21 protein-coding genes and 1 tRNA gene are annotated in these 26,185 nt (G+C 34.3%); 9 read left to right on the plus strand and 13 right to left on the minus strand.

The genetic code is table 11. From position 1 onward, the window contains the following. Nucleotides 1–50: 50 nt before the first annotated feature. Entirely contained in the window at nt 51–2,291 is a 2,241-nt protein-coding gene (locus INR76_RS03375; RefSeq protein ID WP_223109254.1) for a patatin-like phospholipase family protein, read from the minus strand. After that, on the minus strand, nt 2,291–4,084 hold the full coding sequence (gene uvrC, locus INR76_RS03380; RefSeq protein ID WP_223109255.1) for an excinuclease ABC subunit UvrC: 1,794 nt from the start codon (nt 4,082–4,084) through the stop codon (nt 2,291–2,293). Before uvrC ends, INR76_RS03375 begins: the two co-directional genes overlap by 1 nt. Before the next feature lie 140 nt (nt 4,085–4,224). Here uvrC and INR76_RS03385 point away from each other — a divergent pair, with 140 nt between their 5' ends. Together INR76_RS03385 and INR76_RS03390 are read left to right on the plus strand one after the other, a co-directional pair. Beyond that, complete coding sequence (locus INR76_RS03385; RefSeq protein WP_223109256.1) at nt 4,225–4,641, plus strand: hypothetical protein; 417 nt, start codon at nt 4,225–4,227, stop codon at nt 4,639–4,641. Between the two features lie 66 nt (nt 4,642–4,707). Then, nucleotides 4,708–6,930: a TonB-dependent receptor plug domain-containing protein gene (locus INR76_RS03390; RefSeq protein ID WP_223109257.1), complete on the plus strand. Its 2,223-nt coding sequence runs from the start codon at nt 4,708–4,710 to the stop codon at nt 6,928–6,930. 58 nt (nt 6,931–6,988) lie between these two features. Here the strand turns inward: INR76_RS03390 and recO are convergent, their stop codons facing one another. From recO to gdhA, 3 genes are all read right to left on the minus strand, one after another. Beyond that, complete coding sequence (gene recO / locus INR76_RS03395) at nt 6,989–7,708, minus strand: DNA repair protein RecO (protein WP_223109258.1); 720 nt, start codon at nt 7,706–7,708, stop codon at nt 6,989–6,991. Beyond that, nucleotides 7,708–10,014, minus strand: a complete 2,307-nt coding sequence (locus INR76_RS03400) for a two-component regulator propeller domain-containing protein (protein ID WP_223109259.1) — start codon at nt 10,012–10,014, stop codon at nt 7,708–7,710. Before INR76_RS03400 ends, recO begins: the two co-directional genes overlap by 1 nt. A 122-nt stretch (nt 10,015–10,136) precedes the next feature. Beyond that, nucleotides 10,137–11,480: an NADP-specific glutamate dehydrogenase gene (gene gdhA / locus INR76_RS03405; RefSeq protein WP_223109260.1), complete on the minus strand. Its 1,344-nt coding sequence runs from the start codon at nt 11,478–11,480 to the stop codon at nt 10,137–10,139. A 256-nt stretch (nt 11,481–11,736) separates the two neighbouring features. Here gdhA and INR76_RS03410 point away from each other — a divergent pair, with 256 nt between their 5' ends. Continuing rightward, entirely contained in the window at nt 11,737–12,537 is an 801-nt protein-coding gene (locus tag INR76_RS03410) for a glutamate dehydrogenase (protein ID WP_223109261.1), read from the plus strand. 67 nt (nt 12,538–12,604) lie between these two features. Here INR76_RS03410 and INR76_RS03415 read toward each other — a convergent pair whose 3' ends face one another. After that, a complete protein-coding gene (locus INR76_RS03415; protein ID WP_223109262.1) occupies nt 12,605–13,747 on the minus strand; it encodes a PLP-dependent aspartate aminotransferase family protein in 1,143 nt (380 codons plus the stop codon). Nucleotides 13,748–13,882: 135 nt separating this feature from the next. On the opposite strand from INR76_RS03415, the gene INR76_RS03420 reads away from it, so the two are divergent. The 3 genes from INR76_RS03420 to INR76_RS03430 are packed head-to-tail and all read left to right on the plus strand — an operon-like array spanning nt 13,883 to nt 15,913. After that, entirely contained in the window at nt 13,883–14,644 is a 762-nt protein-coding gene (locus tag INR76_RS03420) for a DUF3298 and DUF4163 domain-containing protein (protein ID WP_223109263.1), read from the plus strand. A 7-nt stretch (nt 14,645–14,651) separates the two neighbouring features. Further along, the gene (locus INR76_RS03425) at nt 14,652–15,011 is read left to right on the plus strand and encodes an arsenate reductase family protein (RefSeq protein WP_223109264.1); all 360 of its coding nucleotides are present in this window, start codon (nt 14,652–14,654) and stop codon (nt 15,009–15,011) included. After that, nucleotides 15,008–15,913: a DMT family transporter gene (locus tag INR76_RS03430; RefSeq protein WP_223109265.1), complete on the plus strand. Its 906-nt coding sequence runs from the start codon at nt 15,008–15,010 to the stop codon at nt 15,911–15,913. Before INR76_RS03425 ends, INR76_RS03430 begins: the two co-directional genes overlap by 4 nt. A 70-nt stretch (nt 15,914–15,983) precedes the next feature. Here the strand turns inward: INR76_RS03430 and INR76_RS03435 are convergent, their stop codons facing one another. Continuing rightward, a complete protein-coding gene (locus INR76_RS03435) occupies nt 15,984–18,053 on the minus strand; it encodes a M13 family metallopeptidase (protein ID WP_223109266.1) in 2,070 nt (689 codons plus the stop codon). Nucleotides 18,054–18,132: 79 nt separating this feature from the next. Further along, complete coding sequence (locus INR76_RS03440; RefSeq protein ID WP_223109267.1) at nt 18,133–18,726, minus strand: hypothetical protein; 594 nt, start codon at nt 18,724–18,726, stop codon at nt 18,133–18,135. 118 nt (nt 18,727–18,844) lie between these two features. Between INR76_RS03440 and INR76_RS03445 the strand changes: the two genes are divergently transcribed. Beyond that, nucleotides 18,845–19,792 (plus strand): NAD-dependent epimerase/dehydratase family protein, encoded by a 948-nt coding sequence (locus INR76_RS03445; protein ID WP_223109268.1) that lies wholly within the window; start codon nt 18,845–18,847, stop codon nt 19,790–19,792. A 41-nt stretch (nt 19,793–19,833) separates the two neighbouring features. Here the strand turns inward: INR76_RS03445 and INR76_RS03450 are convergent, their stop codons facing one another. From INR76_RS03450 to rseP, 5 genes are all read right to left on the minus strand, one after another. Beyond that, nucleotides 19,834–21,678 (minus strand): PLP-dependent transferase, encoded by a 1,845-nt coding sequence (locus INR76_RS03450; protein WP_223109269.1) that lies wholly within the window; start codon nt 21,676–21,678, stop codon nt 19,834–19,836. Nucleotides 21,679–21,867: 189 nt separating this feature from the next. Continuing rightward, nucleotides 21,868–22,560: a TVP38/TMEM64 family protein gene (locus INR76_RS03455; RefSeq protein ID WP_223109270.1), complete on the minus strand. Its 693-nt coding sequence runs from the start codon at nt 22,558–22,560 to the stop codon at nt 21,868–21,870. Between the two features lie 12 nt (nt 22,561–22,572). Then, nucleotides 22,573–23,409, minus strand: coding sequence for an SdiA-regulated domain-containing protein (locus INR76_RS03460; RefSeq protein WP_223109271.1), 837 nt, complete (start codon nt 23,407–23,409; stop codon nt 22,573–22,575). A gap of 130 nt (nt 23,410–23,539) precedes the next feature. After that, nucleotides 23,540–23,613, minus strand: a tRNA-Asn gene (locus tag INR76_RS03465). Nucleotides 23,614–23,709: 96 nt separating this feature from the next. Next, nucleotides 23,710–25,035, minus strand: coding sequence for an RIP metalloprotease RseP (gene rseP / locus INR76_RS03470; protein WP_223109272.1), 1,326 nt, complete (start codon nt 25,033–25,035; stop codon nt 23,710–23,712). 151 nt (nt 25,036–25,186) lie between these two features. Here rseP and INR76_RS03475 point away from each other — a divergent pair, with 151 nt between their 5' ends. Further along, nucleotides 25,187–25,858, plus strand: a complete 672-nt coding sequence (locus INR76_RS03475; protein ID WP_223109273.1) for an SCO family protein — start codon at nt 25,187–25,189, stop codon at nt 25,856–25,858. Nucleotides 25,859–25,960: 102 nt separating this feature from the next. Then, nucleotides 25,961–26,185, plus strand: a complete 225-nt coding sequence (locus tag INR76_RS03480) for a ferrous iron transport protein A (protein ID WP_370632424.1) — start codon at nt 25,961–25,963, stop codon at nt 26,183–26,185.

A 26,185-nucleotide genomic window follows, 5' to 3' on the forward strand; every position in this document is an offset into this window, starting at 1 on the left:
TTTACACACAAATATCGTAAAAATTTCACTGTTTTTGTTTTAAGTTTATGCTAAAACCTAAATCCAGCTGCTATATGCCATTCACTTTCGTCACGTTCTGGTGAAAAAGCCCATTTTACTTCAAGCGGACCTAAAAAGGTCTCCATTCCATACCCCAAAGCAAAACCGCTATAATCAATACCGTCTATCCATTTACCATCTGTAAATAAATCATCACCTACATTGGCAATATTGGCTGCTATGTTTATATGGTTTTTCTTGAAAATTTCATAATCTATAGTTAACGAAGATTTTAAATAGGTATCTCCTCGTAGTGATAAGGACTCATAACCGTAGAAAGGTCTAATATTATTGATCCCATTGTAGCCATATCCACCTAAGAAAAAATCAAGTGAACGGGTTTCATTTCCACCAATTTTAAACCCTCCTTCTGTAGAAATGACGGCTGAAAGTTTACTTGTAAATGATTGTGCGTAGGCAAGTTGAGCTTTTGCAATAGAAAATTGATCAAAGTCTTTATTATCGCCTTCGGCTAAAAGGTACAAATGAAAATCTCCATTAAAGAAGAATCCTTCCCGTGGAAAAAAGCTGTTATTAAAAGTATCATACCTCAAATAACCGTACGTACTTAGATAATTGGTATTTTCAAAAACCGTGCGTGGATTACCGTCTTCATCAATTCCTATGGTTTCAGAAAGGTATCGCAACCATTTATGCTCAAGACCGGCACCTATTAAAAAACTACGCCTAAAAAGTGTTTCTAGATATATTTGATTGGTAAAGTCTTCGTATTCTAAATCTAACTTATTTAACCGGCTGTTTTCTGCCGGAGGCAATTCTGGCGATAAGAAATTGATAGCCACATCCTTACTGAAAAAGTTATACCGAGAATTAAGGCCGATACTCCAATAAAATCCTTTATCAATATAGTAATTGAAGTTGTAACGAATATTATCACCCACAACAAAATCAAAAGAAGCAATGTCGTTATTGGTAAAAACTCGTTTTCTAGTTACGTTCATTAAGGCCGCTGTACCATAAAGATCGTCATAATGAGCTCCAAGTCTAATTGACATTTTAGATTCACTTTCTCTTATGGTAAAAACAATTTTATATGTCTCGTCTTCATTTTTGACCAAGCGGTAATTAATGTCTTGAAAATTTCCGGTGGCAGATAAGTTGTTAACCCCTTCGTTAAATCGCTCGTAGGTGATGTCTGCAGGGACTTTTAATTTCAGTTTTCCTAAAATGTAAGCTCGAGTATAATTTTCATTACCTTGAATTTCGACTGTATTGATATAGATTGAGTTTTTCTTAAAAAAATCTACTTTTTGTTTGCGGGTTGTTGTTTGTTTTGAAGCAATTTTATCAAGCTCTGCGCGTAATGTGTTGGCTTCATCTACTCCTGCTTGTATTATTTTATCACCTTCATTAAAAGAAACCACAGTAAAATCATTAATATTTGGATTGATGTAGAGATCTGTTCTTTCTCGTTTTTCTACCATGTCTTCAATAGTGCGGTAATTATTAATCTGTACCAATACATCAAAGGCAGATTTTAGTTTTTTTCGGGTTTTCAAACTATCTTGAACATCTACACCTATTACTACATCAACCCCTTTGTTACGCACCTCATCAACAGGATAATTATTTACAACGCCACCATCTACATATACTGTATCATTAATAACTACGGGTGAAAATAATGAAGGCAATGCTCCGCTGGCAGTAATTGCACGAGGTAAATATCCCTTATCAATTATTACCTCCTTTCCTGTCTCTACATTGGTTGCGATACAGAAAAAAGGAATAGGTAGTTTATCAAAGTCTCGTATATCACTTACATGGAGGGTAAGTTTTGACAACAAATTATATACATTTTGTCCTTTGGAAAGCCCAGAAGGGAACCCTATTTGAAAATGATCAAAAGGAAGTGTAATTGCGTATTTTTCAGATTCATCTTTTTCATAAAAGGTTTTTGCGCTTCGCGGAATATCATCTTGAATTAAAGTATTAAAATCAACTTCATTAAAAATTGAATCTAATTGATTGGCCGAATAACCCGAAGCATACAAAGCTCCTACAATTGCTCCCATACTCGTACCACCTATATAATCTACTCGTATGCCGGATTCTTCAATTACCTTTAAAGCGCCAATATGAGCTAAGCCTTTGGCACCACCACCACTAAGCACCAATCCTACTTTCAAGTCTTTTTGGGCCTCCTCTTGATCTTGAGAAAGAACAACTCCTGAAAAAAATATAAATGCTATGATTAAAAATTGTTTCATCAACTTTGCTGAAAATGGGTTATAATTTTTTTTGCTCTACTTGTTCCTACTACATCTGCCAATTCATCAAAACTTGCTTGTTGTATACGTTTGGTACTTTTAAATTGTTTGAGTAATTGCAAAACTGTTTTTTCTCCTATTCCGGGGATGGTTTCTAAAACTGTATCTAGTGCTTGTTTACTGCGTTTATCACGATGAAAAGTAATACCAAATCTATGAGCTTCGTTTCGTAATTGCTGAATTATTTTTAAAGTTTCACTTTTCTTATCTAAGTATAACGGAATAGGATCATCCGGATAAAACAACTCTTCTAGCCGCTTTGCGATACCTATGATGGCAATCTTTCCGCGTAAATCAAGTTTTTCCAAACTTTTTAAAGCAGAAGATAATTGTCCCTTTCCTCCATCTATGATGATTAATTGTGGTAAAGGTTGCTCTTCTTCTTTTAATCTTTTGTAGCGGCGGTAAACCACTTCTTCCATCGAAGCAAAATCATCTGGACCCTTAACTGTTTTAATATTAAATTTACGATAGTCCTTTTTGCTTGGTTTTCCATTTTTGAAAACTACACAGGCAGCCACAGGATTGGATCCTTGAATATTACTATTATCAAAACATTCTATGTGACGAGGCTCTTCGCTTAGTCGCAAATCTTTTTTCATTTGAGCCATAATACGGTTTTCATGGCGATCGGGGTCAACAATTTTAGCTTGTTTAAAACGCTCCATTCTGTAATACTTTGCGTTTCTTAGTGATAGATCTAAAATTTTCTTTTTGTCACCCACTTTTGGAATATGAACTTTTATACCTTCCTCTGTTTCAATTTTAAAAGGAAGATACAACTCTTTTGATTGTGAGTTAAAACGTTGTCTAAGTTCTACTACTGCCAAGGTTAATAACTCTTTGTCACTCTCTTGTAGCTTTTTCTTTATTTCTAAAGTGTGAGAACGAATGATACTTCCGAAAGAAATTTGAAGAAAATTTATATACCCATAACTCTCATCTGAAACGATGGAAAATACATCTACATTGTTAATTTTTGGGTTAACAACCGTACTTTTTACTTGATAGTTTTCTAGCACATCAATTTTTTCTTTTACCCGTTGAGCATCTTCAAACTTTAAATCTGCTGCAAATTGTTTCATTTGGGTTTTAAATTGATTGAGTGAGTCTTTAAAATTACCTTTTATAATATTGCGAATGGCTTGAATGTTACCATTGTAATCTGCCTCAGTTTGTTTTCCTTCACAAGGCCCTATGCAATTTCCTAAATGGTATTCTAGGCAAACTTTGTATTTATCATTTCGTATTTTTTCTTCGGCCAGATCATAATTGCAGGTGCGTAAAGGGTATAATCCTCGTATTAAATCTAGCAAGGTGTGCACAGTTTTCATACTGGTGTAAGGCCCAAAATATTCTGAACCATCTTTGATCAACCGTCTAGTAGGAAACACTCTAGGAAAACGCTCATTCTTGATACAAATCCAAGGATACGACTTGTCATCTTTCAACAATACATTGTACCGTGGTTGGTATTTTTTTATCAAGTTGTTTTCTAGTAATAAAGCGTCAGTTTCGGTAGCAACTACTATATGTTTAATGGTCTTTATCTTTTTAACCAATAACCGTGTACGTGCATTATCGTGCTGTTTGGTAAAATAAGACGCTACTCTTTTTTTAAGATTTTTTGCTTTACCTACATACAGCAACTTATTATTTTTGTCATAATATTGATACACTCCCGGTGAGTTGGGGAGAGTAGAAATTTGTAGTTGTACTGAAGCTTCAGACATAGTTCAAAGATAGTTGCAATTTTGTACTTTCGCTTTGCTAAAAACTACGAAATTTTGTTAAGAAAGGGTTAAACAAATTCAGATAAAAAATCCTTTTTCCATTTATTTGCGTAATCTCTTATATATAATGTGCCGGTTTAATGAGAAACAGATTTTTTTTAACGTATTTAAAGAAGAGATTTATTCTTATACTGGCATTGTTATACCTTTTTAATCCGCTACATAAACCATTGGCAGATGGATTTCATAAACTCTCACACGCCTTAACACACACTAGTACCGGCCACCAGCACAATCTAGATCACAAACTAGGTAGAGAACATAGTCATGATCACGAGTTTATTTCATTTTTTTCGCGTTTATTTTCAAATGACGATACCCCATCTGATAAGAATATCGTGATTGAGAGTAAGTATGACAAACATATATTACAGCAGGTTGCCCTCTTAAAAAAAACAACTTATGAAGTAATAGAGCATCAGTTTTTTTATGAAAATTCTATTTATAAAGCTGAACTTTCTGTAAAAACACCTCCTCCCAAACGTAGGCTTTCATAAACAGCTTTCAAGTTTCAGGAAAAATTATTCTGAAACCAATTACGCATTTCAAAAAAATTAAAATATATGAAACCTATTCTTTTAGGGATAGCACTTTTATGCTCTGTTTTTGCACATTCGCAAAATATAACAGGTAAAGTGCAAAGCCCTAATGGCAAACCTCTTGAGGATGTTGTCGTTTTTAACAAAAATTCCGGAAGCCATACACATACAGACGCTTCGGGAACATTCACTTTATCAAATAACACGGTTAATGATGAAGTTAACATTTCACATCTAGGATATGAAAGTGTTACTTTCTCAGTAAAAGAAGAAAATTTTACTTCTGAAGTAACTATTGTATTAAAAGATGCATCGGTAAGCCTGCAACAAATAGTTATCACACCTAGCGTGAATACATTGAGCCAAATTACCAATGTAGACTTAGAAACCAACCCGGTAAAATCATCTCAAGAAATTTTGAGAAAAGTTCCCGGTCTTTTTATAGGTCAACATGCCGGTGGCGGTAAAGCGGAGCAAATATTTCTTCGCGGTTTTGATATTGATCACGGAACAGACATTAGTCTTTCTGTAGATGGTATGCCGGTAAACATGGTATCGCATGCTCACGGTCAAGGGTATAGTGATTTACACTTTTTAATACCTGAAACTATTGAGAATATTGAGTTTGGCAAAGGGCCTTATTATGCTGACCACGGAGACTTCACTACAGCGGGTTTTGTTGATTTTAGAACAAAAAACCGCATAGATAACAGTTCTATTTCGGTAGAATATGGTGATTTTAACTCCTTTAGGACTGTAGGGATGTTTAAAGTGCTTGATACTGAAAAGAGCAACGCTTACCTTGCTACATCGTTAAACACTTTTGACGGACCTTTTGATTCTCCTCAAAATTTTAATCGATATAACGTGATGGGGAAATTCAATTTTCAGTTACCTGGTGATCAACATGTAAGTTTAACCGCATCACATTTCCAAAGCAAATGGGATGCTTCGGGCCAGATACCGCAACGAGCTGTTGATGCTGGAATTATTGATCGTTTTGGCGCTATTGATGATACTGAAGGTGGTAATACCAGCCGAACAAACGTGATACTGAATCACACCAAAATTATTTCGTCTACCCAAAAGCTGGAAAGCACAGCTTATGTGACGCATTATGATTTTGAGTTATACTCAAACTTCACGTTCTTTCTAGAAGATCCTATTAACGGTGATCAAATAAAGCAACAAGAAGACCGTAGCTTGTTTGGTTTTAAAACGGCATACTCAGAAAAATTAAAGGCCAATGCTTTTGATTTTGAATATACTGCCGGTGGTGGTGTACGCTATGATGATGTAAACGATGTACAATTATCAAGAACCAAAAACAGAGATGAGCTTCTTGAACGATTGGCTTTTGGTAATGTAGATCAAATCAATGCCTTTGGATTTGTAAATACCGAGTTTGACTTCGGAAACTTTAAAATTAATCCAGCTTTACGCTTAGATTACTTTAAGTTTGATTATGAAAATTTCTTAACCGAAACTTATGATAATAAAAGTGAAACTAAAGTTTTTGCCAGTCCTAAGTTGAATGTAAGTTACAGTCCTAACCGTAATTTACAATTATTTGCAAAAACCGGTATAGGCTTTCATTCAAACGATAGCCGTGTGGTTGTAGCAAATAGTGGTGAAGATATTTTACCCGCCGCTTATGGAGCAGACTTGGGAGCTATCTATAAAATAACAGACCGCTTGATTGTAAATTCTGCTGTTTGGGCTCTATTTTTAGACCAAGAATTTGTTTACGTGGGTGATGCCGCAATTGTTGAACCTAGCGGAAAAACACGTAGAATGGGTGTAGATTTTGGTTTGCGATATGAAGCTACCGAGTGGATGTACCTCTTTGGAGATATAAATTACACCTATGCTCGCAGCACCGAAGAGCCAGAGGGAGAAGATTACATTCCTTTAGCACCAGATTTAACCTCAACCGGAGGAATTGCTTTTGATAACATAGGTAATTTTTCTGGCGGTTTAAACTACCGTTATATAAAGGATAGACCTGCAAACGAGGACAATAGTATTGTTGCCGAAGGTTATTTTGTAACTGATTTTAATGTTAATTACACCTATAAAAACATAGTTTTTGGTGTTATAATTGAAAATTTATTTGATACAGAATGGAATGAAACACAATTTGCTACAGAAAGTAGATTGTTTAACGAACCTGAATCTGTTGAAGAAATTCATTTTACACCAGGAACTCCTTTCTTTATTAGAGGAAAAGTGACGGTTAATTTTTAATAGAATATTGAGTCAAAACAAAAAAAAATGCACAGTGTTTTTAAAATGCTGTGCTTTTTTAATTAAACAGCTGTTGAAGCACCGCTAAAGATTTTGGAGTTTTAAAGCCTTGTGAATGATAGTGGTAATAGTTTAAAAGTAAATTTAAGGTTGCCGTTCTAGTTTGTTTCTGAAGTTTAATTTCTGAAAAGGTTGAAAAATCTTGATTAAAAAATTGTTTTAAAGCTTCAACTTCAGGGCCTTCTTCAGAAAAATGATCATTAAATTGTTTTTCAAAACTACCTTCTTGAATATTAAAATAAGGATAGTCTACGTTTGAATCATCGGGATAAAAACCTAAGTATTGAGAAAGTTTCAGAAGAAAAAGAATGTGAAAGTTTGCATAGGTTTCATGTAAGTCTAGCCATTGAAAAGCATAACTCAAAAACTGAAAAAGCTGAGGGTTGGGTTCTTCTTCTTTAATGGTGCTTTTTAAAATTTCTGAACAAAACATAACCAATGATGATTTGAGTACATCGCTATGTAAGGTTTGATAAGGATACACGATTTTTGCTTCCTTTATGTATTCTAGTGTTCCTTTGTTTTTATGATTAGCTATAAGTTCTAGTTGTGATAAAGGCTGAAAAAAAGAAGTGCGTAACTTTCCTTTTTTTGATTTAAGAATGTTGCGAAGCATATAACTTTTCATACCGTCTACTTCAGTAAAGCAACTTACAATTAAATCTGCTTCGGCATAACGTAATGAAGAAATAACGATAGCTTTTGTGGTGACTATCATTACCGTACTACCATTATTTTTGCAACTTTAGTCTCGAGTGCATCTTCGGTACTTATTAATACTAAATATACTCCAGATGCAACTTTATATTTACCAAAGGCTTTGGTATCCCATTGAATGCTTCCGCCTTCACTGGTATCTTCAAAAACAAGGTTGCCTTCAATATCGGTAATTTTAACTGTTGCATTTGCTGTGAGACCGTCAATGGTTACGTTGCCATTAAATCCAGGACGTACGGGATTGGGGTAGGCATATACATTATCAAGGTTATCCCTTGGAGCTGTTGCTGTTCCGTTATAAGAAACCAATCCTTGGTTTGTAGCGATATACACAACACCACTAAATTCATCTATAGCAATATCTTGAATGTTATTTGACGGAAGTGGAGAATTGTCTTTTGTAAAGCGTAAAAGCGTTTCTTGTCCGTTTGAAGAAACATAAAACACTCCCGAGTTACCTGTTGCTATCCATTTATTATTTGAGCCATCTACAACAATTTGAGTGATAGATTGTTCAAAAAGTAATTCTTGCGGCACTCCGTCTTCTACAATTATTATTTCTTGAGCTTGAACATTTGAGTCTTCTTCAAAAAAGCCGCTAGTGTTAAAAAGTACTCTCAGACCTTCAAAAGTACCAATCCATAACCTGTTTTGTTTATCTAGGGCCAATGCTCTTATATAAACACTAGGCAAATTACCGTTTCCTTCACCTTCGGTGATTCTGTTAAATCTGTTTTGGTTGATATCATACCCGGCTAAGCCGCTCTGGGCGGTACCAAAAAACACATATCCTTGATTACTGGTTTCTACTTCGGTTAAAGCGATTTCATTATCTGTATTTACAATAGAACTTACGTCAATACGTTGAAATTGTCCTTCTGGTGTTCTTCTTATAAGTCCTTCTGCAATTCTGGATTGTGTAAACCAAAGGTTACCTTGATTGTCATAATCCATTCCAAAAAGCCTTATCCCTTCAGCTTCTGGTGTTGATCCATCTGTAAAAGTAATTTCGAGCGGGCTATTAGATTCATCATAAAGTGTAGTGGGTTCTTGACCTTCAATCTGCAACAAGCCTCTTTGATAAGAGGTCATAAACACTTCTTCTGTATTATTGGGATTGATTTTTACGCGTACTAAATCATTAACATCTTTGCCAAATTTAGTTTCAATATCTTCATATGAAATATTGGTCCATTCTCCTTCTCTGAAATTGCTAATTCCTTTAAAAGTCAACGGAAAGGGATTAAACGTTACGCTTATATCACCATAATTAACCCAAAGCTGTCCCGGAGAGGCATCAATACTAAAACTTTGATTTGATAAAGGCCCATCGGGTAATACTTGATTGGCTTGATTGCTATCAAATGGAACTTCAAGAACTCCTTGTGCTGAAGTTCCTAGGTAAAATGTATTATTAAAAGAATAACCTGATAAAAGTTCATAATTGTAATCTGGTAAAGAACTTAAACTTGCTTCTTGTTGAAAACCTTGACTATAAGCTTGAATTGATGTATTGGTCGTTATAGTTAACATATCATTGGCACTTTGAAAATCTATAACCGAACTTGAAAAGTTTTGTACATTATCTATATTTCCATTTGGGTTTAACCTAAAAACCCTGTTACCGTTATTTACAATATATAATTCTGATCCTAGTTTTTGTATTCCTTTAAAGTTTCCGCCTTGAATGGTATTCCATTGTTGAAAATCAATTAAATTTTCGCTAGCTACCAAAGCTCTTTTAATTCCATTGGTTGTAGTAGCTGCAAAGATGTATGGTTCAGAAACGGTTACTTGATTAATATTAATTTGCGAACCGCCCGGCCCTATAAAGTAAGAGTCACCAAACTCTAATGTTGCTAAGTTGTATACTGAAATACCATATTCAGTAGATATATATACTACATCGTTGTACTCATAGAAGTTATTAATTCTTTTTTGATCGGGTGGTATTACTTGTTTATCCAAAATATCTACAACGGTCAATACGTTTTCTTCACCGTCTTGAACAATTTCTATCAGGCCGTTTTCATAACCAATTACAAGTAAATTGTGTGTAGTACTGTAGTGAATTGTTGAAATAATTTCTCCTGAAAGACCATTGATAGTAGAAATTGTTTCAATTTCATTTGTGCTTAAATCATATGTAAAAATAGCATTTTCTGAAGCAGCGTAAATTCTATCATTTCCTTGAGAAATATCTTTAACCGAATTATACGAAAAATAACCCGTCCACGAACTTTCAAAATTTTGTGCAAATCCTAAAAAGCCAATAAAAAAAAGAATGGTGGTTAAAATATATTTCATACAGAAAACTTTATCAAAAAATATAACACATTAAAATTGCATTTATTGCGGCAATTTAATGAAAAAAGGCTGTTGACAAACAAATCAACAGCCTTAATTAAATCAATTTATATATTCATTTTTTAAACTACTCCTTGTGCCAACATTGCATCTGCTACTTTTACAAAACCGGCAATATTTGCTCCTTTTACGTAGTCTACATAACCATCGCTATCTTTACCATATTTCACACAAGCTGCGTGAATATCATTCATAATAGAGTGTAGTTTTTCATCTACTTCTTTAGAAGACCAGTTAAGACGAAGTGAGTTTTGTGACATCTCTAGTCCAGAAGTTGCAACGCCACCAGCATTTGATGCTTTACCGGGCGAAAATAATATTTTTGCATTTTGAAACACTTCAATTGCCTCTGGAGTACAAGGCATATTTGCTCCTTCACCTACACATATACAGCCATTATCGACTAATGTTTTTGCTTCATCACCATCTAATTCGTTTTGTGTAGCACACGGTAACGCAATATCACAAGCAATACTCCAAGGGCGTTTCCCTTCGTGGTACTCTGCAGATGCATACTTATCTACATATTCTTTAATACGACCTCTCTTTTCATTTTTAAGCTCCATCACAAAAGCTAGTTTTTCTTCATCAATTCCTTCTGAATCATAAATAAATCCTGAAGAATCTGAGAAGGTTACTACTTTTCCGCCAAACTCCATTGCTTTTTGGGCAGCAAATTGAGCCACATTACCAGAACCTGAAATAACAACTGTTTTTCCTTTGAAAGACTCTCCTTTGGTTTCAAGCATATTTTTGGCAAAGTATACATTACCGTAACCTGTTGCTTCAGGGCGAATTAATGATCCTCCGTAAGAAAGACCTTTACCGGTTAAAACACCTGTAAATTCATTTTTTAATCGTTTGTATTGACCAAACATATATCCTATTTCGCGAGCTCCTACACCTATATCACCAGCTGGTACGTCTGTGTTAGGACCTATGTGTCTTGAAAGTTCGGTCATAAAGCTTTGGCAAAAACGCATTACTTCATTATCACTTTTTCCTTTAGGGTCAAAGTTTGAACCTCCTTTACCACCACCCATAGGAAGCGTGGTAAGACTGTTTTTAAATACTTGCTCAAAGCCTAAAAACTTAAGAATACTTAAATTTACCGATGGGTGAAATCTCAATCCACCTTTGTATGGACCAATAGCAGAATTATACTCTACTCTATATGCTTTGTTTACTTGAATGTCACCGTTGTCATCTAACCACGGAACTCTAAAAAGTATTGTACGCTCTGGCTCTACCATGCGCTCCAAAAGCATTTTATTTTGATATTTTTCGTTTTTTTCAATAAACGGAATCACAGTTTCAGCAACTTCTGTTACTGCTTGAATAAATTCCGGTTCATTTGGGTTGGATTTTTCAACTTTTGAAATGAAATCTTTAATACTTTGTTTCATTGTAGAGAGGGTTTTTTATTATTTGTAGCTAACCTATTTCGCAAACATAAAAATGTATTGTTAGTAACTAAAGAAAATATGTTTCTTCTCTTAAAAATACTTTATAAAATTTGTTTACGTTATTAGCATGCAAATATAACTTATATATAAAAAAAGGACGTTAATATTTTACAAATAAGCTAAATATCTACTTTATATTTCACTGTTAGATATGTTTTTATATATTTGTTACTATTCAAACTAAACCCAATCGATAATGAATACCAGAAACCTGCTGTTGGTATTTTTACTCTTAATTTCTGCAAAACAGGAAGTTTTAAGCCAATTTGGCTTCTCTCATGAAATAGGGGTAATTACCGGTCCTGTTACTTTTTATTCAGATTTTGGACAACGAAACAACTTTGAAACAAACGCCGGAAATGTAGGTTTTGGGGTAGGTTTAATTCATTACATTAACTTTTCCTACAGAGCAGACTGTAACTGTTATACTCGAGACACCTATTTTAATGATCATTTTAAAATACGTAACGAAATAGACTATCACAAAACCAATCTTGAACACCTAGGAAGATGGGTAGACCCTGATGACCAATCATTATTTGCAAGACAACTACGAGCCATGAAAGGATCTACAACTGTTTTTGATATAGGTTCTCAATTAGAATATTTTCCATTAAGCATTCGCGATTTTGCTGCCGGAGGATATAAACTTGCTCCTTTTGTAAGTTTGGGTGTACATTATGTAAACTTTAATCCTGAAGTAAACTCTAGCCTTGGTCCATTAAACACACCTGCTTCAACGCCGGTTAAGTATATTAATGCATTTCAACAAGAAGCAGCCTCTACCTTTTCTATCGTAGGAAGTATTGGGGTTCGTTATAAATTAACGCCTTTAAGTGACCTAATGCTAGATAGCCGTTGGCAATATTACTTTAGTGATTGGGTTGACGGGTTAAACCCAGGAATTGACCAAAACGAAGTAAGACCCGTCCCTGAGAACAAATCAAATGATTGGATTTATTGGATAAATGTAGGTTATATCTATTACTTAGATTAAAATAAAAATATTGATTTTAAATAAAAACCTCGGAAATTTCCGAGGTTTTTATTTTTAAAGAGATGTATTAATTAATGGCTTGTTTAAGGTCTTCAATTAAATCATCAATATCTTCAATACCAACGCTCAAGCGTATCAAAGAATCTACAACTCCTATTTTTTCACGTTCTTCTTTTGGTATACTCGCATGCGTCATACTTGCCGGATGACCTGCTAGACTCTCTACACCACCTAGACTTTCGGCTAAGGTAAACACTTGCAACTTTTCAACTAGTTTAATTGCCTCATCATAATCATTTCCTGTAGTAGTAAATGAAAGCATCCCTCCATAATCGTTCATTTGAGTTTTGGCGATATGATGGTTGGGGTGGTTTTTAAAACCAGGCCAATATACATTTTCAATTTTGGGATGATTTGAAAGATACTCGGCTACTTTTTTTCCATTTTCGCAGTGTCTTTGCATACGTACATGCAACGTTTTTAATCCTCTTAGTACCAAAAAACAATCTTGCGGCCCTGCTATTGCCCCACTAGCTTTTTGAATAAAGTACAGTTTATCTGCCAAGTCTTTATCTTTTACAGCGAGAGTTCCCATCACTACATCACTATGTCCACCAAGGTATTTTGTTGCACTGTGCATTACTATATCTGCACCAAGGTCAAGTGGACGTTGTAAATAGGCAGTTGCAAAAGTGTTATCCACTGCCATAAGAATGTTATGCTTATTAGCAATTGTTGCTACTTTTTTTATATCAATTATATTCATCATTGGGTTTGTAGGTGTTTCAACCCAAATTAATTTAGTTTTTTCTGAAATATAATCTTCTACAGTATTGGCATTCTCCATACCTATAAAACGAAACTGAATTCCAAACTTTTCATATATTGATGTAAATAATCGGTAGGTTCCGCCGTATAAATCATTGGTTGAAATTACCTCATCTCCAGCTTTTAGTAGTTTAAGCACTGCATCTATAGCAGCCAAACCGCTTCCAAAAGCCATTCCGTAGTTTCCATTTTCAATACTAGCAATAGCCCGTTCTAGCGTGTTTCGGGTAGGGTTACCACTTCTTGAATATTCAAAACCTTTATGGTCTCCAGGTGATTTTTGAGAGTATGTACTGGTTTGGTATATAGGTTGCATTACTGACGCATAAGCTGGATCAACATGTTCCTGACCGCCGTGGATTGCTTTTGTATTAAACTTCATCTTTTTCATAGCTCTTTGTTACTTTTTGGGCTTTTTAATATAATTTTTAAAGTCGATCACAATAAACTTGCTACTTTTGATATCTAAAGGTACGTGTTTCCTTTTTGAAAGTTAAACTCATCTATTTTTTTACATATGAAAAATAAAATTGGTCTTATAGGCATTTTACTTATTACACTTTTAGCGTGTGAAACTGAAACACCATTGTCAGTTTCTGCTGAAAATTTTTCAGAAGAAAATATTTCTAATTGCAACAACGCAAAATGTCCTGAAATTACGGTCAATTATGTACTAGTTGAAGGTGAGCAATCTATTTCAGAAAAAATAAATAACGAACTTAAAACCTTTATAATAGCTTCATTGCAAATAGGTGAAAAAGAAACAAATGCACAAACCATTGAAGAAGCAGCTGAAAATTTTATAAAAACCTATAAAATGCATAGCGCAGAATTTCCTGATATGGCTGCTGAATACTTTTCTGAAATTAATGTAAGCGATATTTTTAAAAACAATCAATTGCTTTCTTTTCAATTAAAGCAGTATAAGTTTACCGGCGGAGCTCACGGCTACGGAACTACACATTTTGTAAATTTTGATCCAGCGACGGGTGAAAAACTGTCAATAAAAGACATGTTTAGTGATTTTGATGCGTTTAAAAAGGTTGCTGAAAAAAAATTCAGAGAAGCGCATAAAATTTCAGAAAACGAAAACATAAACAGTACAGGTTTTTGGTTTGAAGATGATACCTTCTATCTTCCCGAAACAGTTGGCTTTACCAACAAAGAGGTTTTATTTCATTACAACCAATACGATATTGCTAGTTATGCTGAAGGACCTATTGAACTTGCCATACCTATAAAAGATATTCAACAGTTTTTAGCCATTTCAGTAAAATAAATAGCATATGAAAAAGATATATTATTTAAGTAGTTGTGATACATGCAAACGTATAATGAATGAGATTGAACTTCCACAATCTTTTATAAAGCAAGACATAAAAAAACAAGGCATTACAGAAAGTGAGTTGGAAGAACTGTATAATTTATCTGGCTCTTATGAAAAGCTTTTCAGTAAGCGTGCTCAATTGTACAAAAAACGAAATTTGAAAGAGCAGCAATTACTTGAAGAAGATTTTAAAAATTTGATTTTGGAACATTACACTTTCTTAAAACGTCCTGTAATTGTTAATAATGACCAAATTTTTATTGGGAATAGTAAAAAAACAGTTGAAGCTGCAAAAAACTCAATACATAACCATACATGAGTAGCAGAATACTAGCCTTACTAGCTGCTACTGCTGCTAGTGCCATTTATGGAATAAACCATACCATAGCAAAAGATTTAATGCCTACAATAATTGAACCCTATGGGTTTATCGTTTTGCGGGTAGGTGGAGCTGCTATTTTATTTTGGGCAATTAGCATCTTTTATCCTTCAGAAAAAATTGATAAAAGAGACTGGCCTCGAATAATTGCTTGTGCATGTTTTGGAATGGTTATCAATATGTTGATGTTTTTTAAAGGCTTAAGTTTATCAACGCCTATTAATAGCTCGGTTGTAATAACGCTCTCCCCGGTTTTATTACTCATTCTTTCAGCTGTATTTTTAAAAGAACGTGTTACCCTTCAAAAAGCTATAGGTATAAGTATGGGATTAGCCGGAGCGTTGATGTTGATTTTATTTGGGTTAAAAGTTCAGCCAAATGCACCAAACATTCCATTAGGTAATCTATTGTTTATTGTTAATGCCACATCATACTCTATCTATTTAATTATTGTAAAACCATTGGTATCAAAATACAGCTCTGTTACATTAATGAAGCTTTTCTTTCTTTTTGCGGTTATGATAAACCTGCCCATAGGTTTTAGTGAGTTTACAGCTGTTGATTGGCTAAACTTATCCTTTGATGCTATATGGAAATTGGCTTTTGTAGTTATTGGTACTACATTTTTAACCTACTTGTTTAATATTTATGCTTTGAAAGAATTAAGCCCTTCAACTATTGGGGCGTTTATTTACCTACAGCCTGTATTAGCTGTTTTATTTGCTGTTTTACTAGGTGCTGATACACTTACACCAATTAGAATAACAGCAGCGGTGTTAATTCTTTTAGGGGTTTACCTTTCTTCTAAAAAGGCAAAAAAAAGAAAAAATATTCCCAGCTAATTGTTCCCAGCTGTACGAAACAAAAAAAGAGCCCCGAAAGGCTCTTTTATTATTTTTTAAAGATTACAAGTTACCAAATTCGAACTCGGTCTTCTGGTGCTAACCACATAGGATCTCCTTCTTTAATGTTGAAAGCTTCATAAAAAGCATCTACATTTTGTAAAGGTTGTGTAGCACGGTAACGACCTGGAGAGTGAGGATCTGTTTTTACTTGCTCACGTAAAGACTCATCACGTTGTTTGGTTCTCCAAACAGTTGCCCAGCTCATAAAGAAACGTTGCTCTGGTGTAAAACCGTCAATTTTTCCTGGTCTTTCATTCTTTTCATAAAAACGTTGTAACCCATCATAAGCAGCAAGAACACCACCTAGATCACCGATGTTTTCACCTAGTGTAAACTTACCGTTGATAAACACACTGTCTAATACTTCAATATTGCTGTATTGTTCAGCTAATTGGTTTCCTCTTTTAGTAAAGTTTTCTAAATCTTTTTCTGTCCACCAGTTTACTAGATTTCCGTTAGCATCAAAACGAGAACCGCTATCATCAAAAGCGTGTGAAATCTCGTGACCTATTACAGCTCCTATTCCGCCGTAGTTTACAGCTTCATCTGCTTTATAATCGTAGAAAGGAGGCTGTAAAATAGCTGCTGGGAAAACAATCTCATTGTTAAACGGGTTAAAATATGCGTTTACTGTTTGAGGTGACATTCCCCATTCTTTACGGTCTACTGGCTCGTTTATTTCTTCAAGATTTTCTTGTAGATTCCATTTACCTACGGCAAGCATGTTTTCATAATAACTGTTACCCGGTTTTACTTCTAGGTCTGAGTAGTCTTTCCACTCATCTGGATAGGCTATTTTTACGGTAAACTTGTCTAGTTTTTCTATAGCTTTCGTTTTTGTGCTATCGCTCATCCACTCTAGTGCATTGATGCGGTCTTTAAAAGCTACAATGATATTTTGAATCATGTTTTCAGCCTTTTCTTTTGCTTCTGGTGGAAACATTTCATCAACATACAACTTTCCAACAGCTTCACCTACTGTACCATTAACAGTGCTTAACGCTCTTTCATCTGCCGGTTTTTGTTTTTTACTTCCGTTAAGGTATTTACTGTAAAAATCCCAGTTTGCTTTGTCAATTTCAGTACTTAGCATTCCTGCAGAATTATTTAAAGTAGCCCAACGCAATACTGTTTTCCAAGTATCTACGTTTCCTTCTTTTAATGTGTTTTGTACTACATCCATATACTTAGGTTGCATTACAATTAACGTATCTACATCTTTTGTAACCCCAAGATCTTTTAGGGTTTCTTCCCAAGAAATAGCTGGTACCATCTTTTGAACTTCTTGCATAGATCGTGGATTATTGAAATTTCTGAAGTCACGACTGGCTACTTTATCTAGTCTTGGTTCGGCTAGTTTTGTTTCAAAAGCTAAAATGGTTTCAGCTTGTGTACGAGCTTCTTCTTCTGAATCACCTAAAAACTGAAGCATACGTGTAATGTGATTTACATACTCTTTTCTTATTTCTACAGATTTTGCGTCTGTATTTGTGTAATAATCACGATCTGGCAATCCTAATCCTCCAGGAGTAAGGTAAGCAGCGTTCATAGAACTATTACTTGGGTTTGAGAATGCTGCAATACCAAAGAAAGGCTGGCTAATCATGGTTGCGTTTTCAGAAATAACTTTTTGCAAGTCTTTTACTGAAGTAATACTTTCAATTTTATCTAGAGCAGGTTGTAGTGGTTTGATCCCTGCTTCATCTCTAGCAACAGTATCAAGCTTAGATTCAAAAATCATTAATGCTTTGGCTTGGTCTGTATCATCAGCATACTTGTCGCTTTTTTTGGCTTTGTCAAGAATACCTAGCATATCTTTATCGGTCTTTTTTCTCAACACACCAAAACCGCCCCAGCGTACTTGATCGTCTGGAATTTCGGTGTTTTTCATCCACGTTCCGTTTACATAATTATAGAAATCGTCTTGTGGATTTACAGTGGTATCCATATTTGAAAGGATAATCCCGCGCTCTTCTTTTTCAGATTGAGCCATTTTTTTGTCTTTATCATCACAAGAACTCACTGCTAGCGTAAGCACTGCAACGGCAAAGACAGATTTTAACATATTTGTTTTCATCGTTTGGTTATTGAATTAGTAATTCTTTAAAAAGTGTATGTCTCGTATAAGTATCAAAAATTGAATTTTGTTACACGTTTTAACTGTTTTTATCTTTCAATTCTTCTTTAAAAATCGAATCTCTTCGTCTTTTTTGAGCTTCAATTTCTTTTTTTTCAGTTTCAATGCGTTCTTGGTCTATGGCATCTTTTTTAAACTTATCATTTAACTGAACAATTAAATTGCTTGTGGCGTTATTCATTTCAACGATATAATCTTGCAATTTTACCGAATCAATTTGTGTTCTATGAACCATTTGATTTAACAAATGAGCTCTGGTTTGAGCGACCATAACTCTAGATTTTATAGGCTGAACAGCTATTGTATCTGGTAAGTTTTTTGAAATTGAATCTGTCAATGTCATCAATCGTTCACTACTGTTTTTAAGGTCTTCAATAGTCGCCCCATTTATAGCTTTTGATTCGGTTTCAAAATCTTCAAAAGCACCCCATTGACTTGTAAAGTTACGGGCTTGCTCTGAAAGAGAAGGAAACGTTATCTCTGCCTCACCATATAAGGAAGTTGCATCTGGCTTTTCTACCTCTACATTCGTTTGTTGATTTTGATTATCTCCACAACCAATAAAAAGTAACGTTGTGTAAATCAATAAAAAAAATGACAAAAAATGTTTCATACTACAAGTACCTATAAGAGACAAAGATACGTGATATCTATAAAATTATGTGACTTTTATGATAAAGAAGTCCTCTTAATTATCAGTATCTTTGAGCTCACGTAATATTAGATACAGTATGAAAAAAAGAATTCTCATTATAGGAGCTTGTGGCCAAATAGGTACCGAATTAACTCACTTTTTACGTGAAAAATATGGCGCTCACAAAGTTATTGCCAGTGACATACGTGAAGGTGAAGAAGAAATGATGAATGATGGTCCTTTTGAGGTACTTGACGCTATGAACTATGACGCCTTACAAGATGTAGTTATCAATTATGAAATTACCGATGTATACCTAATGGCAGCTATGCTTTCGGCTACAGGTGAAAAGTTTCCTATGAAAGCGTGGAATTTAAATATGAATTCACTTTTTAATGTACTTAATCTGGCCAAAGAAGGAAAAGTAAATAAAGTCTTTTGGCCATCTAGTATCGCTGTTTTTGGCGCAACTACCCCAAAACAAGACACTCCGCAACGTACCGTCATGGAACCTTCAACAGTATATGGAATAAGTAAGCAAACAGGTGAGCGCTGGTGTGAATATTATAATAACAAATATGGTGTAGATGTGCGCAGCATACGATATCCCGGTATTATTAGTTACAAAACACTTCCAGGTGGCGGAACAACAGATTATGCCGTAGACATTTATCATAAAGCATTAAAACATAAAAATTACATCTGTTTTTTAAATGCTGAAACTACGTTACCTATGATGTATATGGAAGATGCCATTAGAGCAACTGTAGGCATTATGGAAGCCGACGAAAAAGATATTAAGATAAGAAGTTCATACAACCTTGCTGCTATAAGTTTTAATCCTGAAGAAATTTCAAAAAGCATACAAAAACACATTCCGGAATTTGAAATTTCATACGAACCAGATTTTAGACAAGAAATAGCCGATAGTTGGCCTCAAAGTATTGATGACAGCCAAGCACGAGATGATTGGGGCTGGCAACATCAATATTCGCTAGATGAAATGACAGAAAAGATGTTGACAAATTTGAAAGAAAAATATTAAGAAGTAAAAAAAGGGAGGTTTAAAAAAACCTCCCTTTTGCATTATAAGTGTTTAACAAATTCTGAAAAAACTTCTTTGTGTTTGTCCAAGTCAAGATTTCCAGAGACTGATACTCTTACAATATAATCTTTATCACCTTCTTTTGTTGTTCCTTGTGTAGACGTTGCAGGAACAGTCCAGTAACAACCCTTTAATTGGCCATAACTCACACAAAATTTACTTTCGGAAGGAATTTCAGAAATCATTAAATTGATTAGTTTTAAATTTAATGCTCGTTTATAGGTCTCTTTCTCTTCAGCAGTATTTCCTTTTGTAGGAAGATCTAATGAAAACACTGAAGGCGTAAAACCTTCGTTTGCTAACTCTTCTGAAACAAAATTAATTTTTGCATCTGGTAACGTATCGTGAATATAATTAACAAATTCTCGTGTGTTTTTATAAGCATCTGCAATACGTTGATTCATTGAAGGCATTTGTGCAGCTAATATTTCATATTGAAGAGCGGTTGCTTCATTATCACAAAGCGTTAAATGCTTTTCAATTTTTTCTATCAACGATACTGTCTTTTCATTTACCACACAATATCCGGCAGTACATTTTCCTCCACTAGGAAACTTAGACCCACTCACGTATGAAAGAGCTCTCATGTTTGAAAGCGTTTTACCTTCTCCTAAAAACTGAACATTTGGGCAAAAGGTTTGATCTAAAATAAAAACAGGGTCAATTGCTGTTTTTCCTTCGACTGTGGTACGAGTTGCGCTTAAAACTTCTTTTAGTTTTTGAAGATCAGGAACCTCAACCCTCGGATTTGTAGGTATTTCGGCAATTATATAGGGTACTGCGTCTTCCTTAGCTATTTTGGTTAAAACGGTGTCAATACTTGTGACCATATCGTTATCACCATCTACTGGCAGGTCTACAATCTCTACATTATCTAGACAAGCTGCAACACGCCTTGCTTGATCATTTGTACCACCATAGCAGTTGGGCGGAACAATAAACTTAATCTCTTTTCCTTTATAATTATCAAGTGCATCATCAATAAGCCCCATCATAATTGCATACTGCATGGATAAACCACAAGATGCAACTAATGGTTGTGATGTGGTTCCTGTAACAGAGTTTATTATTTCTTTTACGCGTTGTTTATTTTCTTCTACCGAGGTTGTTGTAATCTCAAATGAAGATTGGCTCACAAGAGCTTTTAATGCAACGTGACAATTATCTGGTGTCATAGCAATTGTTTCTCTTCGTCGTACGTGTTGAATTGCAGAAACGTATGGCTCATTATTACCTCCGTTGATCATTAAAACGCTTCCTAAAGTTCCATGCAGATTAATGTAAAAATCAATTTTGGATGAAAGGTTTATTTCTGAAATTGTATTGCTTTGAGAAAGAAAAACGGTGCTACCATCAAATTGTGAAACATCTTCTTCATTTTCAATTTTTTGTAATTCAAAATCATACCCATACACACGTTTGATTGTTTCTGCATCAAAATAGCTTGGCAACTCACCTGTGTAATTAATTTGAGTAGATTTATTTTCTAGAGCATTTTTACGAAGTATTGCCAATACAGGGATGGTATTTGACTGAAAGCTTATCACATTTGTAGCTTTTAAACCGTGTAGATTTGCAATTGTCCATTCTAATATACAGGAAAGCGGATGTCCTAATCTAATATAGTCATATGCCGTTGGCAAAGCCTCAAGTGCAGAGGTTTTTGTGTTATTCTGCTTAAATAACGTTTCAAATTCATTTAAAAATTGTGTTTTGGCCAACTGTTCATCATAAATATCTAACCGATGTGTTGTAAGCCTAAGCCAATCGTTGGGCATGTTTTGCAAAACATCATTTACAAATGTCAAAGCTTCTTTCTTTTTCATAAGTCTTTTTTAATTAAGAAAATCTGTGCATTTTTTTAATTTCTGAAAAAAATAATGCAGGTATTCATTACTATAAAAACCTGTTTACAAAGGTACTTTATAAAGTATGGCTTAAAGACTGAAAAGGTCTTTTTTCAGTTAAAATATTGCTAATTTATTTGAAGATTGTACATCATATTTTTGAAGAAACTACCTCTTTTTATCCCAATACACATAAGCAGCAAAAGCCAATAAACAGACAATAGAACCCCATAACAATCCTGTCTTAAGACTTTCTGTGTTTTGACCAATAAATGCTATAAATAATGTTAATGGCGAAATACCTAGCATCGTTGCGCCAATAAATCGCCAATATCCCATTTTTAAAATTCCGGCAACAAAGCTTATAGCGTCATTCGATAAAAAAGGATTGATACGGGTAACAACAACAGCCCAAAAACCATAGTCATTAATAAAAGCTTCAATTTTATTTTCAGTCTTTGTTCCTATGATTTTTTGAATTATTATATTTCCAAAATAACTACCTACAGCATACCCAACTGAAGAAGCTGTAAATACAGATACCAAAATAATCAGGCTTCCCCAAAAAGGCCCATAAGCCAAAACCGAAACAACCATTAAAGCTACCGATGGGATGATGATCAAAAACATTTGAGCAACCATCGCTAAAACAAGTACTAAGGGTCCTAACCATCCAAAATCTGAAACCCATTTTTCAATCTTTGCTTCATCATTACTGGTTAACACCACCCACGCTTCGGTAAAAAATTGTTCAACAGAAGGAACCGTAAAGTATAATAGTACACCAAGAAAAATTAAAAACAGTGATGCGTATAAAGGCAAGTACCCTTTTTTTTGTGAAGAAGTGTTTTGTTTACTCATACATTGCAAACACTATTTGAGTTTTACTTTTAAAATACTAGGAACGCCTCCTGTTGCCTCATTTGAGATATATAGCGTTCCATCTGGCGAAAAAGTAATGCCTTCAGGCTGATAAAAAACTTTATTGTTTAAAGGGTATTCTTTTGTTGCAACGCCATTTGAGTTTGCGATTAAAATACGAGGTTTTGTTCCTTGTAATATATATATTTCTTTTGTTTTGGGATGAATAGCAATATCTGAAGGTCGTATTTTATGTAATGTCTTTTTAAGATCTGAATCTTTTGCAGTTACCATCAACACAGGCTTTTCTTTTAATTTTTTTGTTGTAATGTCAAAACCATAGATTCCTCTTCCGTCATTACCAAATGGTTCGTGATCTTTTGCCATTATTAAAAGCTGGTTGTTTATAGTATCTGCTAATAAGGTTTCAATATTGTTTTTTTCTGAAAGGGGTAAGTTGTATTGATTAAATGTAGGCTCGCCTTTGTAATCTAATATTTCAAAAATTTCACCATCGCTTCGCGTAACGTAAATATCATCACCTGCTAGCGCTATACCTTCATAATCGCCATCACCACCAAATTTTATTTGACCATCTAGTTTTTTTGTTTTCAAATTGTAGAAAAAGACAATTCCTACTTCATCTTGAATGCACGCAATACGATTATCTTCTACCCAAATAATTCCAGAAATTTCATCAAGTACACTTGGTAACTCCCAACTGTCAACAACTTCTTGAGTGTCTTCTAGCGCAACTCGTTTTTGTTCAATTCTAGATTTGTACAAATGATAAAATAAAAAAGCTATACCAATAATTACGACAGACAAGGCAACTACTATTTTATTCATGTGTTTGTACATGCTCAAAAAGGTTTAAAAGTATGTGCCAAAGATACATATTGTAGATTAGCCAAAAACCTAACTATATGTTATAATAAAGAAATAAAAAACCTCTCTAGAAATCTAGAGAGGTTTTCTGCTCCTCCACTTGGACTCGAACCAAGGACACCCTGATTAACAGTCAGGTGCTCTAACCAACTGAGCTATGGAGGAAGGTATTATCCTTTTTGCGGATGCAAATATACCCAATTTTTAATTTCATCAAAACAAATCTGAAAATTTTTTAATGAAATTTTTACCATTGTTTTCTTATTGAAAAAGCCAGCGGTAAATATCATTTCCGTTTGCAAATAAGACTAAGGCAATTAGTAGAAAAAATCCTACCATTTGAGCATATTCCATAAATTTATCACCCGGTTTACGACCGCTTACCATTTCATATAATAAAAACATTACGTGACCACCGTCTAAGGCAGGTATAGGCAATATATTCATAAAGGCAAGAATGATTGAAATCAACGCTGTAGTTTCCCAAAAACTTAGCCAATCCCACGTATCGGGAAATAAACTCCCAATGGCACCAAAACCTCCTACTTGTGTAGCTCCTTTTGCAGTAAACACATATTTAAATTGTGCTACGTAGTCTTCAAGAGTATTATAACCATATTTAATTCCTCCGGTAATACTTTCACCTAGACCATAAGTAACCTTTGTTCCTTTACCTTGGTATTCTTTTCCGTAGTTGTTTACACCTATTTGACCGTCTTCATTAGGCGTTACTTTTAATGTATCAAGTATATTATTTCTTGAAACCACGATTGTACTTTCAGCATCTGTATTAGCCTTTACTATAGATGTAAATTGTTGCCAGTGGGTTACTCGGGTTCCGTTAACTGCAACAATACTATCGCCATTTTTAAAACCTGCTTCAATTGCTGGATAATCTGCCACAACAGTATCTACAATAGCATTACGCATAGGTCTAAATGGATGTAATATATCTTGCTGAAACATTTTTTCTCCTATATCTTCAGGTATTGAAATTGTTTCAGTATCGCCATTAGCGTGTTTTACGGTTATGCTTTGTACGTCTCGTAAAAAAAGGTGTTTGTTGATTAAACCAACATCTTCAAATTCTTTTCCGTTTACTTGCAAAATATAATCGCCATCTTGAAAACCTATTTCTTTAAACGTATCGGCAACTGAAAACCCTCTAGGCAAATCATCATTGGTTGTTATTGTCGTACCGTTGAAGTATAATATCCCCATATATATAACAAAACCAACTATGATGTTAACGGTTACACCTCCTAGCATGATAATTAAACGTTGCCAAGCAGGTTTGCTTCTAAACTCCCACGGCTCTGGTGGTTTTGCCATCTGCTCTTTATCCATGCTTTCATCAATCATCCCGGAAATTTTTACATAACCACCAAGTGGCAACCAACCAATTCCATAGACTGTTTCACCTATTTTCTTTTTGAAAAGAGCAAATTTTACATCAAAAAAGAGGAAGAATTTTTCTACTCGTGTTTTAAAAATCTTAGCTGGGATAAAGTGCCCCAACTCATGTAATACAATTAATATAGATAAGCTTAACAAAAGCTGTATTGCTTTAACGGCAAATGGACTCATATACTTTAAAAATTAGCGTACAAAAGTAATCTTTTATCACCGCTTATAAAAATTAATACTGATTTCTCTAAAAGAGACATAAAACTTTAACGCTCGCTGCTTTATAATGTGTTTGCTAGGCTGTAATTTTGCTGAAAAATTCTGCAACGCTATGCTTCAGTTTTTCTCAAAGTATAAGTTTTTTGGTATTGTAATGCTTGTATTATCGGCAATAATAATTACTATCATATACAATGTTTATACAATTAATGATGATGATCAAGTTTTACCCATTTATCAACCCAATGATGTTACAGCTTCTCTTGTAGATACTACTGTTCAACACGTTAAGAAATATCATAAAATTGCAGATTTTTCACTAACCAATCAAAACGGAGAAACTATTACCCAAAAAGATTATAAAGATAAAATCTATGTGGCCGATTTCTTTTTTACTACTTGTCAAACCATTTGTCCTATCATGACAGACCATATGGTAAAAATTCAAGAAAAGATTAAAAATAACCCTGAAGTGTTACTTCTATCTCACACAGTAACACCAGAAATTGACACCGTGGCTCAACTAAAGAAATACGCACTAGAAAAAGGAGTAATAGATTCAAAATGGAATTTGGTCACCGGTGATAAAAAGGAAATCTATGATTTAGCACGCAAGTCATACTTAGCTGCCAAAGACACTCCTTATAACAAGTATGATTTAATCCACACAGAAAATTTTGTATTGGTTGATAAAAAAAGAAGAATACGCGGTTTTTATGATGGTACAGATTCTGAAGCGATTGATCAACTAATGAAAGACATTAAAATTTTAGAAAAAGAATAGGTTATTTTTAAGGTTTTCGAGAGTACAATCCTTTTAAAACCTTGCAAAACAAACCTATTTACCTTATTTTTGTGTTGTTTAAAATTAATCTAAATAAGTATAATGCATACAATCGCCACACTTAAAAAAGGGCAACGTGCTATTATTAAAGAATTTTCTGTAGAGCGCGTACCCCTCAAATTACTTGAAATGGGTTGTCTACCTGGCAATGAAGTGGCATTGGTGCAAACAGCTCCCTTTCAAGATCCTATTTATCTAAATATCAACGGAAGCCACCTCGCGATAAGAAAAGAAACCGCTGCTCTTATTGAAATTGAATTATTATAG

It is taken from the genome of Marixanthomonas sp. SCSIO 43207 (assembly GCF_019904255.1).
GTDB lineage: Bacteria > Bacteroidota > Bacteroidia > Flavobacteriales > Flavobacteriaceae > Marixanthomonas.